This is a genomic window from Bradyrhizobium uaiense, assembly GCF_010811875.1.
Taxonomy (GTDB): Bacteria; Pseudomonadota; Alphaproteobacteria; order Rhizobiales; family Xanthobacteraceae; genus Bradyrhizobium; species Bradyrhizobium uaiense.
The window spans coordinates 1-14,615 of record NZ_VKHP01000235.1 but is presented as its reverse complement, the minus strand read 5'-3'; the positions used below and the strand labels follow the sequence as shown (position 1 = coordinate 14,615).

11 protein-coding genes and 1 pseudogene are annotated in these 14,615 nt (G+C 58.9%); 6 read left to right on the top strand and 6 right to left on the bottom strand.

Annotation, left to right across the window (positions count from 1 at the left end; translation table 11 throughout):
* Positions 1-125 precede the first annotated feature (125 nt).
* The 3 genes from FNJ47_RS37380 (at position 126) to FNJ47_RS37370 (ending at position 2,566) form a co-directional block, all read left to right on the top strand.
* Positions 126-359 (top strand): helix-turn-helix domain-containing protein, encoded by a 234-nt coding sequence (locus FNJ47_RS37380; RefSeq protein WP_163160865.1) that lies wholly within the window; start codon positions 126-128, stop codon positions 357-359.
* A gap of 114 nt (positions 360-473) precedes the next feature.
* Positions 474-1,331, top strand: a complete 858-nt coding sequence (locus FNJ47_RS54835) for a DUF7146 domain-containing protein (RefSeq protein WP_163160864.1) — start codon at positions 474-476, stop codon at positions 1,329-1,331.
* The gene (locus FNJ47_RS37370) at positions 1,328-2,566 is read left to right on the top strand and encodes an AAA family ATPase (RefSeq protein WP_163160863.1); all 1,239 of its coding nucleotides are present in this window, start codon (positions 1,328-1,330) and stop codon (positions 2,564-2,566) included. The genes FNJ47_RS54835 and FNJ47_RS37370 overlap by 4 nt, the downstream gene beginning before the upstream one ends.
* A gap of 349 nt (positions 2,567-2,915) precedes the next feature.
* On the opposite strand, the gene FNJ47_RS37365 is transcribed toward FNJ47_RS37370, so the two are convergent.
* Complete coding sequence (locus FNJ47_RS37365) at positions 2,916-3,179, bottom strand: hypothetical protein (RefSeq protein WP_163160862.1); 264 nt, start codon at positions 3,177-3,179, stop codon at positions 2,916-2,918.
* A 195-nt stretch (positions 3,180-3,374) separates the two neighbouring features.
* Here FNJ47_RS37365 and FNJ47_RS37360 point away from each other — a divergent pair, with 195 nt between their 5' ends.
* Positions 3,375-3,605 (top strand): hypothetical protein, encoded by a 231-nt coding sequence (locus tag FNJ47_RS37360; protein ID WP_163160861.1) that lies wholly within the window; start codon positions 3,375-3,377, stop codon positions 3,603-3,605.
* Between the two features lie 42 nt (positions 3,606-3,647).
* Here FNJ47_RS37360 and FNJ47_RS37355 read toward each other — a convergent pair whose 3' ends face one another.
* Together FNJ47_RS37355 and FNJ47_RS37350 are read right to left on the bottom strand one after the other, a co-directional pair.
* Positions 3,648-4,175 (bottom strand): hypothetical protein, encoded by a 528-nt coding sequence (locus tag FNJ47_RS37355; protein ID WP_163160860.1) that lies wholly within the window; start codon positions 4,173-4,175, stop codon positions 3,648-3,650.
* Positions 4,176-4,234: 59 nt separating this feature from the next.
* Positions 4,235-4,570, bottom strand: a complete 336-nt coding sequence (locus FNJ47_RS37350) for a hypothetical protein (RefSeq protein ID WP_163160859.1) — start codon at positions 4,568-4,570, stop codon at positions 4,235-4,237.
* 142 nt (positions 4,571-4,712) lie between these two features.
* Here FNJ47_RS37350 and FNJ47_RS37345 point away from each other — a divergent pair, with 142 nt between their 5' ends.
* A complete protein-coding gene (locus tag FNJ47_RS37345; protein ID WP_165446037.1) occupies positions 4,713-4,946 on the top strand; it encodes a helix-turn-helix domain-containing protein in 234 nt (77 codons plus the stop codon).
* Positions 4,947-5,275: 329 nt separating this feature from the next.
* Here the strand turns inward: FNJ47_RS37345 and FNJ47_RS37340 are convergent, their stop codons facing one another.
* The gene (locus FNJ47_RS37340; RefSeq protein ID WP_163160858.1) at positions 5,276-9,628 is read right to left on the bottom strand and encodes an NACHT domain-containing protein; all 4,353 of its coding nucleotides are present in this window, start codon (positions 9,626-9,628) and stop codon (positions 5,276-5,278) included.
* A 402-nt stretch (positions 9,629-10,030) separates the two neighbouring features.
* Between FNJ47_RS37340 and FNJ47_RS37335 the strand changes: the two genes are divergently transcribed.
* Positions 10,031-11,941 carry a recombinase family protein gene (locus FNJ47_RS37335; protein ID WP_163160857.1) on the top strand — a complete coding sequence of 637 codons (1,911 nt, stop codon included), beginning with the start codon at positions 10,031-10,033 and terminating at the stop codon, positions 11,939-11,941.
* 244 nt (positions 11,942-12,185) lie between these two features.
* On the opposite strand, the pseudogene FNJ47_RS37330 reads toward FNJ47_RS37335, so the two are convergent.
* Positions 12,186-13,623: pseudogene (locus FNJ47_RS37330) on the bottom strand (IS1182 family transposase).
* A 102-nt stretch (positions 13,624-13,725) separates the two neighbouring features.
* Positions 13,726-14,343 carry a hypothetical protein gene (locus tag FNJ47_RS37325; RefSeq protein WP_163160856.1) on the bottom strand — a complete coding sequence of 206 codons (618 nt, stop codon included), beginning with the start codon at positions 14,341-14,343 and terminating at the stop codon, positions 13,726-13,728.
* Between the last annotated feature and the right edge of the window lie 272 nt (positions 14,344-14,615).

Genomic DNA, 14,615 nt, shown 5'->3' with positions numbered 1-14,615 from the left:
GTTCCCCACCTATGGTTGCATAATTTGTAAATGCACCACATTTCGGTGCATGAACGCACTTGCTTGTTGCAGGAATGTATTCCTCGTTGTTCTGTCGAACCGTCAGAAACGTGCGGAGAGATTCGATGCAACAAACAAAGGACACGCAAAGTTCACGCGGCGCATTAGTTGCGACAGTGAGCGAGACTATGGCCGCGCTCAAGATTGGTCGGGCGAAGACGTACGAGCTAATCAATAGCGGGCAGATCCAGTCGTACGTCGAAGGCAGCTCCCGCAAGATCATTTGGTCATCGATCCACGACTACATCGAGCGGCGGCTCGCCGAAGAGGAAACGCGTCGCGATGGTCGGGCTGCCTGATCGAAAAGACGCCTGCCTCGCATCACAGGCACGTAATCCGATAAGGAGAGATCTCGCGATTGGTGGCCGATCGTCGTCCAATCTCGAGAACGCCGTCACCAGCGAGGACCGCAAATGAGCGCGCTCCGGGGATTGGCGCGAGCGCTGGGTGGTGAAGTAGCGGGTGCATCTGTTATTTGTCCTGGACCTGGGCACTCGTCGCGTGATCGCTCGCTTAGCGTGAAGCCATCGGCGGCAGCGCCCGACGGCTTCATAGTGTTCAGTCACGCCGGCGACGACTGGCGAGTGTGTCGGGCTCACGTGCTTCAGCGTTTGGGCGGTCATGCTGACCGCCGACCGGGACAGCGATTATCTCCTTCAGGCAACTACGGCGAAACTGCGCGGGCGCTATGGCAGGAAGGCGTTGACCTACGCGGAACTATTGCCGAGCGCTATCTCGCGAGCCGCGGGCTTATGTTGTCGGATGATATTGCGCCACGCGCCGTTCGCTTTCACGATGCTTGCCTTTGGCGCGGCCAGGATGGCATCCTTGAACGCCGTCTCGCAATGATTGCGGCGTTTCGATCGGTCGTCAATGACCGGCTAGTGGCAGTGCATCGGACCCTGTTGTCTGACGACGGACGTAAGCTCGACCGCCGGATGCTTGGACCAGCCGCGGGCGCCGCGATCAAAATAGACGGCAACCAAGATGTGGAATATGGATTGACGATCTGCGAGGGTCTTGAAACCGGCTTGGCAGGTCGCGCCTTGGGTTTTCGGCCGGTTTGGGCGCTCGGTTCGGCCGGCGCCATAGGCTCGTTTCCATTGCTTCCTGGGATCGATGCGCTGACGATCCTTGCCGAAACGGATGATCGCGGCGCGAACGCGAGAGCCATCCAGAACTGCGGAGATCGATGGACTGCAGCTGGTCGCGACGTGTTCGTCGCTACGCCGCGCCTGGTCGGCGACATGAACGACGCGTTGCGCGTATGAAGATTCCAGCACCCACGCCGCGCGCCGGCGAAGTCGTGACGATCGAACGCTATGTTCCGACCCGAGAAAGCGAGTCACCGATTGCAGAAGTTTTCCCCCATACCCCCTCTCCTAGCTGGGCAGTCGGAAGCAGCCGAGAAGTTGATCACGATCGCCTCGCAAGACAAGCACCTCAGATCACAGACACCACGATCAATACCGTCAGCTTTCTGACATTGCTCGAGGAGAATGTCGCCGAAGAGCCGGACTACATCGAGCCCAATTTTGCTGGCCCCGGCCAGCTTGTGTTAATCGCAGGTCCGCCAAAGGCGCAGAAATCTTTGCTGCTTCAGGAAATGCTCGTATCGTGCGCGGTTGGCGCGCCCTTCCTGCTGGACACTTTCACCGTGTCGCGACCGTTAAGGGTATTCTGGTTGCAGGCGGAGATGAACCGCAAGCTCCTGCGCAAGCGAGCGCGTGAATTCGAGGACCTCGCGAACGCTGACCGCCAACTGCTCGGCCAGAACCTAGTGATCTCAGAACGCTTCCGAATGCTTCTCGACGACGACGGCGTTAAAAAGACCGTCAAAACGATCAGAGCTTCCTTCCCTGACGGAAAAATGCCTGACGTCATCGCGATCGATCCACTCGCCAACGTATTTGACGGAGACGATGAGAATCAGAGCGCGCAACTGCTCCGCTTCCTTACTACTAGGTTGGAGAAGATCCGCCAGGACGTTAATCCGATGGCGGTTATCGTACTTGTGCACCATTCGGCCAAGCGATCTGCAGACGAGCTTGCTCGCGACCCGTTTTCGACTATCCGGGGTTCAGGGGCACTACGCGGCTACTATGACAGTTGCATCGTAATCTCCCGGCCGAACGAAGAGACGAAGACGCGCAAAATTCACTTCGAACTACGGAGTGGCGAAGCGCCGGCGCCGATGACCGTGGTCTATTCCAAAGGTCGCTTTAGAAAGGAGGCGGAGGGTGCTGCCATCGATAAAGCTATGGCCCGCAGGATGCTTGCTGATCTTAGAGCCGCGTGGGAAGCCGGCAAGCCGTGGGCGCTCACTGCGCAGTGTAGACCGGAAGGCCGTCATGCAGCGTATAATCTATCCAGAGCCTATCGGGTCAAGCCTACAGAGGTAACAGCCCTGATCAACGAATGGGCTAGGCTGAACGTCATCACGTTGCGCCCACGCATTACCCGAAAACGTCCCGCTGGTTTCGAAGTCACCGGGACGTTGGACTAATGCGCAGGTGCGCAGGTGCACTTGGTAAGCCATTGAAGTTGCTAGTGCGCAGCTGTAGCGCCGAAGGTGCACAGGTGCACAGGTGCCCCCTAAAAACCATTGAACTTGTTCACCGCACAACAGCACAGCACAGCTGCATATATAAATATATGCCTCCGCCGCTTCAGGCGGCGAGGCCTAAGCGCATCGAGGTTGAGCGCGCCGTTTGTCCGACCGCCGGCAAATCGACCGATTGTAGGCGGCCATTCCTTCTTGCGAGTAAGTATGCGGATCACCGCTCCTCCCCACCGACTTGTTTTCGTTGAGCATTCGGATCGTCAGATGAAAAACTACGGTCGGATTCCACGGTTCACGATGCATAGCGGCCGTGTTCGTGGGATAAGCTTCGCAGGAGGCGGTAGCTCAGTGAGTGAGGCCGGATTATAAAGCCACCCACACTCGAATAGCGCAGGCCGGCCTGCATGAACCAGAGGCGCAGGTGTGGAGCTGCGCTATTGCCGTACCAATGCTGCAAACGCTTGGCGACGTTCCAATCCAAAAGGCTGTTTCGAGTCAGACGATGGAACAGCGAAACGTCGAGGCGATTTTCATAGTTCTTCCAGCCATTTTTCAATGTTCGACATCACGGTCCGCCGGGTGCCGGCTTACCGCTTCAGCAACGTACGGTGAGACACTTCCACACTTCCTGCAACAGGTTAGCGTCCAAATGCGTTCTAAAGGCTCTTCAGGAAGTCCCGCCGACTGCTCGGCCTTGCGCGAACTAATCTCTCTTTCCATCTAGGAACGATTGCGCCGTGGAGCATGAGCAATGACCGAGCCCGTCAACGTCTTCGAGCAGGATCTGACCGAGGCCGTCGCAAAATATATGGCGACCTACGAAAAGGATTCGGGTCTTGTCGGTGATCGGTGGTCGAGCGAGGAGGTTCGCAAGATCTGGCGTCACAGGGCCCACTACGCGATCATGGCGATAGGACAGGCTATTTCTTCATACGCAGGACACTGGAACAACATCGACAAATGGCCGCCTCTCCGCCCCTGAGGCGGCGCAATCCACCTACGGCCGCGCGTTCGCACGCGCACCTCAGTCTCGACCAGTCTCCGAATCCAAAAAGGCTTGCTCGAATAAAAACCGATTAATCGAACGTGCCGGCGGATCATGAGGTACATGGTCGGGCCCCAGGAAGCCTGCAGTTGAGCGCATCGCGTCGGCAAAGCCTTGAAGCCGAACGATTGAAAGACGATCGAGCTTTGGACTGCACGACCACCCTTCATATAGGTCAGCTAGGAGCGTCATTTCCGTGCCGGACAGTGTACCAAGCACTCCTCCGCCAGGTACCGCATAGTAGACGCGAAGAGCTTCTCCTTCGGCGGACGTGATTGTTCGTGCCAATTCTTCCTTGCGCTCAACCCACCGCCGTAGATCATCTGGCAACTGCCGCAGGCGTCGCTCAAGCTCTAAACGGGTCTCTATTATCGCGGATTCCTTGATGTGGTTAAGCAGAGCGTTCAGCTGGTCGCGCTGCTGCGCGTCCGCTGCCAACACGAGCTGCCGCGTGATTTCGGCGTACTTGCGTGCGCAAAGCGCAATGTAGTGGTTCGGATCGGACATTCGATCGCGCACCTGTTGGGGGGCGGAAAAGCCGCCACGGCGAATTCTCAACGTCTGGGTTAGCCCCCGTTGGATCCGGCAACTGCCGCGATGGCAAATGCCAAAACGGCGACTGCCAGCAGGCCGGCAGTCCAACCCAACATCTGTTGGACGGTGCCAGGAAGCGTAGAAATGATATCGCTCCAGACTGACCGGACTGCCTTCGACACAACATAGGCTATCACAAGCACCGAGATAAAACCTGGCCCAGCCCACAGACCTGCCGTCGCTGCCTCAGTAAATTTCCAGCCCTCCAACAACGCGCCGATGGTCACTCCAACGAACGGCAGGAAGCTGACCGCGTACATCTGGCCCATCGCTTCCAAGGTCGATTGCTGCTTCTCCTGGTGGATCATGCAAATCCTTACCGGTCGACGGCCATCATAGGTTTCTGCTCCGGCCGGCAGTCCAATCGCTGATCAGTGTGCAACTCCCCACGGGCTATCGTGCACGATTGTAACTTAAAAGCGGTCGCCTTAAAAGCAACAGCACGCCGAAATGGGTCTTGTGAAAAGGACTCACAAGGGACCGCTGCGGGACGTCTTGGCGCGAAACATGCGCCGTCTGCGGGCTGCCCGGGGGCTTAGCCAAGAGGCTTTGGCCCATGAAAGTGGGATCAACCGGACATATCTGAGTGGCGTCGAACGATCGGAGCGCAACGTATCGATCGACAACATCGCACGAATCGCAAAAGGCCTGCGTGTCCCGGCCTCAAAGCTACTCGAGGAATAGGCCGGACACTTTGCCGATTGAGCAGCAGATGCGCGGACCAACGATACTCAACGCGGCTTTGCCAAGCTTCCCGACGGGTGAGCGCGTCAACGGCGGTTGATAGGGCTTCACCGCCGCTGCAGGTTAAGAACGTTCCGCCAAAAGTTACGAAGGTTGCCTCTAAGGGCTTGGAAGCCGGTAGCAAATGGCTCTTTTCCCTGCCATGCAGGTGTCCCTTTTGCCGGCTTGGCAGCTGGAGGTTCTGCTTCGCTCTGAGTTCCGATAGTCGGGGATTACCGACAGTCTAACATGCATGCGGCCCAGGGAACTGACGCGATCGTCACGAGCACCTAACCCTCCGCGACGGCATCTGGGTCTGGCCGCATGACCGGCCAAGGCTTGCCGGACGCCAAATCGGGGTGACGCGGCTCGGCTTCCGGTATTCCGTTTTCATCCCTGATTTGGTCAATCTGACGCAGCCAACGCGCAGCGGCGTCAGTGGGACCGCCATCGGTCGTCAAAGCAAGCAACATTTGACGTAAGCGACCCGCGGGCACCGCAACAACGTTGTATGCACCCGCCCAATCGCTGGCAGGCACGTGTTCTGTGACAAGCCGCTCGATGGCTTGCCAAGTAACGAAACTCCCCATCAGCTTCTGTTCGAAGCTTACAAGTAACAGCAAGCCGTCCTCGTCAGGAGCTTCTGCAACTGCACGGGCCAATATTGCGAGTCCGGGCGTGATTGGGCCGTCTTTCAACAAGCTATACACGAGAGACCGTAAATCCGGATGTGCGTCGATCAGGCTACCGAGCTCCCGCGCGAGATGCCATTCGTTCCCCGTCCGGTCGAAAGCGCCGCTGGCGGTCAGGTCAACGAATCGACGCGCTGACGATGGCGTACCGAACCGCAGGGCAGCCGTGCGCCACCGGTCATTCCGGTAGAAACGAGGGTCTTCCTCCGCGAGCTTGAACAAGACCTCTTCGGCTTCGGCCGAGGGAGCATCGGGAAGAGCTCCGACCATTTCCTCCAAGAAACGCGGCTCGCGCTGCGCGGGCGGCAGGCCGCGGACCACAGCTAGCGCCTCGATTGGACGGTTCACGAACGGCAGAAGGCGCAGCCAATGCTTCATTTCGTAGCCATCGCTCTGCGTCAATATCCATGTGTCGGTTTTCGCAGCCTCAAGGGTTTCCAATATCCCGTCGGCGACAACCTTGATGTCGATCTCCTCGCCCGAAAGAACGAGGCCGTGGAGCAGGTCGGAACGTGCGCGCAACGGCGTGAGGACGATGAGCTTCCGGATCGTGCTGTCGCGCTGACCGTGCGGGAGCCGCGACGCGACAATGCCGAGCGAGACCGCAAGCCCTTTCTGTTCATCCGTCGCGCCATCCGAAATGAGGCGCTCGATCGCCGCGAAGATCGCTTCTGCTTCCGCCGATGTTGCGTCAGGATCGGCGGCGCGCGCCGCGCGCCTCTCCTCCACGTCGGCAAAACGCAAACCGAATGGAGATGGGACGCCTCTCTGCGGTTCATTTGCCGTACGCCATTGATCGGCGAGCACATGTGCAGCGAGCGCACCGAAGTACTCGTCCCGCAGATACTCCCGCATCATGGCGGCTGTCTCCGGCGACCTAATCGCCAGGAACGCTCGCTGGTACTCGTGCATCATGGGGTGGCGAGCTTCGTTCAGGGCTTCTCCTACCTGCCAACCAGAAGCCTTTACTTGCTTGCGGAAAGCCCGGTAGCGCTCCAAATTGTCGTCTAGTAACCGTTTCAGGATAGGCAACAGGGATGCGGACGGGGCACAGCTCGCAAGCGTCGCTATGCTGGCCTTGTGCCAGCGCTTCGCGTCGCCCGAAGCGAGCAGCCGGCCGGCCCAGTCTTCGACGAGGCCCTGAATGGCCGTGAGCGAGGCCGGGTCGAAAGGCCTGCCGCGATCGGTGTCGCCACGGGGATGTTGTGAGAGCAGGTCAGATAAGCGCGCCATCTGAATGTCGTCCGCCTGCGCCGAGCGCACAAGCACGGCCGCAACGAGACTCGCGCCCGGCACGTGCGCGATACGAGACTGTAGGCCGCCGTAAGTCTCGCCCGCGGCTTGGTCAAATTTTCCATCCACTCGCAGGCCTGATCCCGTGTCAAGGAATGCGTCAACCATGTGACCCACGGCGATTGGTCCGAGTACCGATGCAGCGGCTTCTGCACGACTATCGTGGTGCTGGCCGGGATTGGAAAGTGCCAATTCGAGGAGCTCTTTGTCTTCCAGAGCCAGTCCGGCGGACGCTAAGATGTCATCCGCACCGTAGAACAAAGGGCGGCCTGCACGCACTCGCGCCAGTAGGCCTTCCGCGACAGCGCCCGAATAGCGGCTACGCGCTTGATGGATCAATTGCACCCCAGGATCACGCTGCTGTTCAATCTCCATCGTGCTGATGATCTCGGTCACTTCAGCGCTTCGGTCCTCGCTGTCCTGCGTGTGCACGATCAGGCGCAGGCGATCATAAGTAGATGTTTCTTGCATCTGCCGCTTGCGTGCTGCCGCGAAACCTTGCTTGACCTGTTCATTGTCCACTTCGTCGACGAGATCCCTCCGGGCAATCAGGTCGAAAGTCGTGTCGCCGGCATTCTGCAGCACTTCCGCCACGTGGCGGTTCGCACGCCGAAACGCGAGCGCGTCGACGACGGATACCTGCACTTCAGGATCGGGATCGCTCTTCGCCATGGCGCTTGCGAAATCGAGGCCGTCCATGCCGCTGCCCATGGCCATTTCGCTCAGCAACACTGTTCGGACACGAGGTGACAAAGCCTTGATCTTCTTCTCGGCATCGTGTCCGAGGATCGACGGCCTGAAACGCCTGCAATTGCGCAACGCCTTGAGGCTGATCTGCTCGTTTTCGTCGGTGAGGAGCGGCCAGATTGTATCGAGGAATTCAGAGCGGCCCGACGTGAGCATGAATCGGACGGCGCGATCAACTTTTCCGGGCGCGTGCCAGCGCGTCACGAGCGCCTGAATGGTCGTCGAGATTTGCGACCATACTTCTTCGTCCGAGCGGAAGATCATCTCGGCGGCGAGGATCGGATCGACTTCGAACGCGGCGACGATCGCCTTGCCGCACGCGGCGCGCTGGTGCACATCGCCGCGCGCCAGACGCTCGACCGCAAAAAGGATCGGTTCCTCCCATGCCGGGAGATTGAAGACCTCCGCCTTCAACGTCTCACGCCCTTTGGGATCGTCGACCTCGGCCATGATCAGGCGCTCGACCGAATGAGAGGCGTACCATTCCTGAAACTGCTGGTGTTGGAATGCATATCCCGGTGTGTCGCCGGCGCGAATCAGCACGTGGTTGCTGACGAGCACATTGAGTACCGCGTCGGGCTGCGGCTTGATCATGATCTGTCCGCTGTCGGACAGCAGGTTCTCTGTCTCGGAGATCGATCGCCGAGCGTTGCTGTCGGCTATGGCCGTGTTCGCCGTTCGGGTGGCGAAGACGGCGAGACCGTCGAGGTAATCCTGCTGAAATCCCTGCGCGACGGCGTAAAGGGCTTCCGCGTGGCTCGCCTCCTTCTCGTGCGCGGCGACAAAGTGCCCCAACACTTCCTCCTTGGTGGTCGGGAATGGCGCGTTTTCAGGAAGCGACAGCAGGGCGGTGAGATAGAGGGGGATTGTCACAAGCTCACGCACGCCGGCCGTGCGCCGCGTCTGGTCGACGATCTTCGCGCCGGCGTCGCCGCGCATCGCAACGGCGATCTGCGTCTGCTGCTCTTCGTTGAGAGGCAGAAGATCGACGCGCGTTCCCCCGAAAGGAACGTCGAGCGCTTGCCGGCGCGTCGAGACGATCAGGCCGAGTTCGGGTAATTCCGCTTTGAGAGCCGCGACCTGCACGCGCGCACGGGACCGCGCTTGCATGTCCAGTTCGTTCCATCCGTCGAGAAGCAGCACCACGCCGGGCTGCGCGGCGGCCCTCCGGAAGTCGTCTTCCGTGATCCCTCGGAACGCTGGACGTTTGAGAATCGAATCGAGAACTTTGGTGCCTTCCGTGGCCCAATCGCCGAGCGGCACAATGAGCGGTGTCCCCTTGCCATTCGCCAGCACGCCTTCGGCGATCTGAAAGAGCGTCGTGGTCTTCCCCATGCCGGGCGGTGCGACAAGGATCAGATCGTCCAGCGACGTGACCCCGCCAGCAAGCGCGCTTGTCGTCACGGGCTCGTCGAAGTCGTCCACCCTCAGTGTGAGTGCGACCGACGTGGACGGCCATTTCGCGGTTTGCCGGAAAACTCTGAGATCCGCTTCGGCGGCGGCGCTAATACGCTCCGCCAATTGCGGGTCGGTGGCTTGCCTGGGCGCCGCTTCGTTGAGCAGCACACGCCGCCAAGACTCGTTTTCCGCCTGCCTCTTCCACTCGCGCAGTAGCGCGACAGTGAATTGCGGATCGGGGGAATCGATCGCCTTGCCGTGATCGCGGCACATCCAGATGCCGTTCTTTGCGGAAGAGCGCTCCTCGGGCGTCATCGCCGCATCGTAACGCGGGCCGCCAGGAGCGGCCGCGCAGATGTGGGCTGCCGTGCCGATATTGATCTCGCCTTCGCCGTCAGACGTTGCTCCAACCGTTGGTGTGCGACAAGTTGGAAATGAGCACAGCCATCCCGCGCGCTTCGCGATCTGAAGCACTGTATCTTTTTTGAAGTCGTCTCGATTTCTCTTTGCCACCTGACGGACGCTCTATTGTCGACCTTAACGGCAAAGGCCGACAGGCCAAGACATAGATCAACCGGCTACAGCAGCGCAATCTCTCGAATGCCCTGCTCCCTACCAACGGGATCGCAACTGGACATGATCGCTTTCGACTTCCATCTCCCCCTGATCCCGGCCCCAGGCGTGTTTGCTAGGTTTCGACTTTAGACGAAGGTCGCCATTCTCATCCCCGATAACTAGGCATTACCGCTGTCCAGCCGCTATTCGCAAATCTCGGCGAGTTGCACGAGGAGTTGCGTCGCGCCCTCGGCCTGAGTGACGCGTTCTCTTGTTGCTGTTTTAGCTGGACGAACGACAGCCCCCTACCTAGGCTCGGACAGCGGCTGATTCGCCCAACGCTCGAGGAGCTGGCTGGCGATGCAGTATGATCTCGCGACTAGCAAGGTTTGGTCTGGTGCCACGACGCGCGCGGCGCAGTATCTGCGCATGTCGTCGGACAACCAGCGCTACTCGACCGAAAACCAGACGAATGCAATCGCTGAGTACGCCCAGCAGAACGGATACCAGGTCGTTGCAACGTACATCGACGCTGGCAAGAGCGGCTTGTCCCTGAACGGAAGGGACGCCCTCAAGCAGCTCCTGAGCGATACCCTCGCGGCCCAGCGCAAATTCGACGCGGTCCTTGTCTACGATGTGAGCCGATGGGGAAGGTTTCAGAACCCGGACCAGGCGGCCCACTATGAATTCCTCTGCCGGCAGGCTGGAGTGCGCGTCGTTTACTGCGGCGAGCCGTTCGGCGAAGACGTTGCCCCCATCACCACCATCGTCAAGCATTTGAAGCGAGTGATGGCCGGGGAATACAGCCGCGAACTGTCTGCGAGAATGTCGCGCGCGAAGCGCCAGCAGGCGCAGCTAGGTTTCCGCCAGGGCGGGTCGCTGATCTATGGCTTCTGCCGCCTCCTTGTTGACGCTGGACGCAATCCGAAACAAGTTCTTAAACGCCGGGAACGCAAGGCGCTTTCGACAGACAAGGTCATCGTCGTTCCAGGACCGCCGGAAGAGCTTGCGGTGATCAAGCGCATCTTCCGCATGTACGTGCGTCAGCGGATGACGATTGCCGACATTGCCCGGTGCTTCGCCAATGAGGGGATCAAGGGCTACGATGATGGTCCCTTGAAGCGGGTCACTATCCGGCACGTCCTGTCAAACGAGCTCTGCATCGGCCGGATGACATACAACTTGACGACCCAGACTTTGCAGGGACCGGCAATCAAAAATCCTGAGCAAACATGGACGCGCTATCCGGCGTTTGACCCGATCATTCCTGTTAAGGTCTTTCGGAAGGCCCAGGAGCTGCTTCGACAACGTGCGAACCGGCATTGGAATCGAAACACCATCATGAAGTCTCTGAAAGCTTTGCTCGCGAGGGAACGTTACCTTTCATACGCCTTAATCAGTGAAAGCAAGGAAGTGCCGGCGCCCGAAACCATCATGAGCTACTTCGGGTCTCTCCATGGCGCATATGACGCAATCGGGTATACGCCGCCTCCTACATTGCCCTTCGGCATAAACTCGCTCCATTGGAGCAAGAAGGACATTCTGGCGGGCCTGCGGAAACTCCATAGTGAGCACGGGCATATCTCTACGCTGCTCATTGATACCTCAAGCGAGCTGCCTTCCAGTGTCCTTATCCGCCGGTACTTCGGGTCCATCTCAGAGGCCATCAGGCAAGCGGGCCTGCCGGCGCTAACGCATAGCCAGGGCCAGCAGCTCATGTGGAAGCGCCGCAAAGCGAGAGGATGTGACGACTATTACCATGGCGTTCAGTGGACCGAGCCAGAACTCCTTGGAGCCCTGCGCCAGCTTGAGGAGCAGAGCGGCTACATGTCGGCCAATCTGCTCGACCAGAACGGTGTAACCCCAAGCGCCTATTACTACACCAAGCGGTTCGGCTCGCTCGACAAAGCGAGGGCCCTTGCGAACCTGCCGCCTCGGACGGCCTCCAGCATCATGAAGGCTGCCTTGCGGCGAAAGAAGGAAGGCAAGAAGATCATTGGTCGCCGGCCGCGCCATGAAGGACAGCGAAGCCGCCTATGGCGTCACTCGGACGACATCCTCGCCGGGCTGAAGCGGCTTGCGAAAGAGAAGGGTCGCGTGTCAGCACGGCTGATTGATGCGGATGCGGATTTGCCGTGCTGGGGGACCGTAGTCCGCCACTTTGGTTCGCTGAAAGCAGCCTATGAACTTATTGGCTTGGTTCGCCTGCCGGGAAAACCTGCACGCTTCGGCTTGCCTGCCAAGGCAAGCGTTCATCGAGCCTCCGCGTGACAAGGTCGGCACAACTTTACAAAGCGGATATCGGCCGACGACCCTGCGACATCAGCTAAGGGTCAAAGTGCGACATCTGGGCCTCGGGACCGGGTGTCCGCTGCACTCTCGGACCCGGACATCGCGGCGATGGCGCCGGAGGTCAGGAACGGGCCCAGGCTGTGCGATAACTCTTTTGTGGACTGGCCGGTCGAGAGCGCCGGGATCGGTTTCGCGGCTGGAGTTTGCTCCAGTGCAGACTCCTTTACGTCTGCATCGCCTCCAGCAGTGTTCGGCAACCCAGAATGGCTAATACACGTTTTAGATTGTAGGCGAGCACATTGAGTGCCATCTCGGTCGCAACCTTGTGCTGTCTTCGCATCAGGAAGTGCGTCGCTCCCATCCAGGCCTTTATGGTCCCGAACGGATGCTCGGCCGTTTGACGGCGCAAAGTCATCTTGTTGGGGTCTTGGTCGAGCCGCTGCTGAACCTTCTCCAGCACAGCCTCGTGCTCCCAACGTGTGATACGCCGTTCGGGGCCAGTCGTGCACTGAGCTTTGAGCGCGCAGGTTTGGCAAGCGGTCGTCCAGTAACGGCGGAGCATCTTGCCATCCTCCTCGACAGTGAAGCGGTATGTCAGCCGTTTACCAGCAGGACAGCAGTAGATGTCTTCAGCCGCAACATAGATAAAGTCTTGCTTGCCAAAACGACCTGCGGCTTTTGCACCTGAGGTCAGCGGTTTCGGCAATGTGACCGTGATGCCAGCCTCCTCACAGGCACGAATCTCTTCGCTATTGTAATAGCCGCGATCGGCAACGGCATTGAGCGTCTCGACCGCCATCTCGGCACGAGCCTGCCCGGTCATGTTGGCGAGTTGGTGGCGGTCGCTGCCCACGGTGGTCACCTCGTGAGCCACGATGAGATGATGCTGGGTATCTACTGCAATCTGCACGTTGTAGCCAACGATGCCAGTGTCCTTGCCACTTGTCGCCATCGAGCGGGCGTCGGGATCGGAGAGCGAGATCTGCTTGTCCTTGCTCTTCATCATCTCCGTATTGATCGCGTTCAGATCGGACGATCTCTTCCTTGAGCTTCTCGATCTTGCCCTTCAACCGCTCAACCTTCTCCCCTGGCACGGCATCGCCGTGCCGATCGGCGGTTTCAAGCTGAGAGAGGTAGCGGGCGATACTTTCATCGATCCGCTCAAAACGCCTCTTCATCTTGGCCTCGGTGAAGTTCTTGTCGCGTGCATTGACCGCCTTGAACTTTGATCCGTCAATGGCAACGCTCGCTTCACTGAACAGATCAAGCTTGCGGCACAGCGCGACGAACTCGCGACAGACCTCACGAATGGCCTTGCCGTTGTCCTTGCGGAAGTCCGCAATAGTCTTGAAGTCCGGTGCCAGCTGCCCGGTCAACCAGATCATCTCGACATTGCGCTGGCATTCCCGCTCCAGGCGCCAGCTCGACGGAATCCGATTAAGATAGCCGTAGACGTAGAGCTTGAGCATAGTGCTCGGGTGATAGCTAGGTCGGCCAGTGTCGAGTGGCTGGACGCCGACGAACCCAAGCTTATCGAGGTCGAGACTGTCGACGAACACATCGACCGCCCGCACGGGGTTTTCCTCGGTCACATAATCATCGAGAGATGCCGGGAACAGTGTGCTCTGCCCGCGATCCAACCCTTCAACAAAGCGCTTCATCGGATGCCCCGCAAGTCGCAGGGAATCTTAACCCGCGAATCGCAGCAAACAGAACGTTTTCACACAGCCTGGGCCAGCAGCGGACCTTATCGCGAAGCCGGGTCAGTCGTCATCAGCTTGCATTGGATGCAGTTGGTCAGGAAAGTTCGCGTCAAGTTGTCGCCAAAGAGCATCGTCGACTAGAACTTCGCTATGCCCCCTGTATTCTTTGTTGCCGTCACGCCACCATTCTTCATGCCAGATCAATGGTTCTCCCGGCGAACGGTCCCTCAGTCTCCACTTATGGAAATTCTGCGTCAATCCAAAGCGCTCCACTCCGTCATCCTGCGGACCGAATGGCCTTGACGGCGTTTCGTACCACAATATCCGCTGAGCACGACCGAGGATGTTGACGAAATAGTAGGCGCTGTCGAAACTCAGCGTGGCAGCGATCCTAGGCTTCGCGTCGCACGCGACTGGAATAAATTCGATCTGGCCGGGTGCCCAATCCTCGATGACCCCGCGCGCCCGCTCGGAGAATACGAGAAAGTCTCTAGACATGTGAAACATGTCGGGCAGCACGTCGGTCGCTTTTTGAAAAGTCAGTTTCTTCGGGAAGTAGGATGCCGGGATTGGTTCGTTCCTACGAAGAAACTCGTAACAACCTCTGACCATCACCGACGTCTCGTCGAGATCAAAGATCGTGCCATCGAAATGTATGGGATCAAATTTGTAGACCATGCCGTGCACCTTTGGCTGCCGAGCCCACTCTAAGCCACTCGATAGGCCATGTCTGCTTCGGGTCACAAGGCGACATCCCGGCGGACGAGGTCGCTTGTCGGCTTTGCCCTCGAAAGCGGACATCCCGGATTTAGGAGTACGCGCCCTAGCACTACTTTGGCAGATTGTTGATTTTGCCGTGCGTTATAGGATTCCCGAATCAATTTTTCAATGATTCATGGGTGGTCGGCTCTTGGAGGGCTGACCATGGCGGAATGGGAAGACGAACTCGA

Bases quoted from the DNA above. Each gene is read 5' to 3' on its own strand.
- FNJ47_RS37360 (WP_163160861.1), top strand. From the start codon at position 3,375: ATGACCGAGCCCGTCAACGTCTTCGAGCAGGATCTGACCGAGGCCGTC.
- FNJ47_RS37370 (WP_163160863.1), top strand. From the start codon at position 1,328: ATGAAGATTCCAGCACCCACGCCGCGCGCCGGCGAAGTCGTGACGATC.
- FNJ47_RS37345 (WP_165446037.1), top strand. From the start codon at position 4,713: ATGGGTCTTGTGAAAAGGACTCACAAGGGACCGCTGCGGGACGTCTTG.
- FNJ47_RS37350 (WP_163160859.1), bottom strand. From the start codon at position 4,570: ATGATCCACCAGGAGAAGCAGCAATCGACCTTGGAAGCGATGGGCCAG.
- FNJ47_RS37335 (WP_163160857.1), top strand. From the start codon at position 10,031: ATGCAGTATGATCTCGCGACTAGCAAGGTTTGGTCTGGTGCCACGACG.
- FNJ47_RS37325 (WP_163160856.1), bottom strand. From the start codon at position 14,343: ATGGTCTACAAATTTGATCCCATACATTTCGATGGCACGATCTTTGAT.
- FNJ47_RS37380 (WP_163160865.1), top strand. From the start codon at position 126: ATGCAACAAACAAAGGACACGCAAAGTTCACGCGGCGCATTAGTTGCG.
- FNJ47_RS54835 (WP_163160864.1), top strand. From the start codon at position 474: ATGAGCGCGCTCCGGGGATTGGCGCGAGCGCTGGGTGGTGAAGTAGCG.
- FNJ47_RS37355 (WP_163160860.1), bottom strand. From the start codon at position 4,175: ATGTCCGATCCGAACCACTACATTGCGCTTTGCGCACGCAAGTACGCC.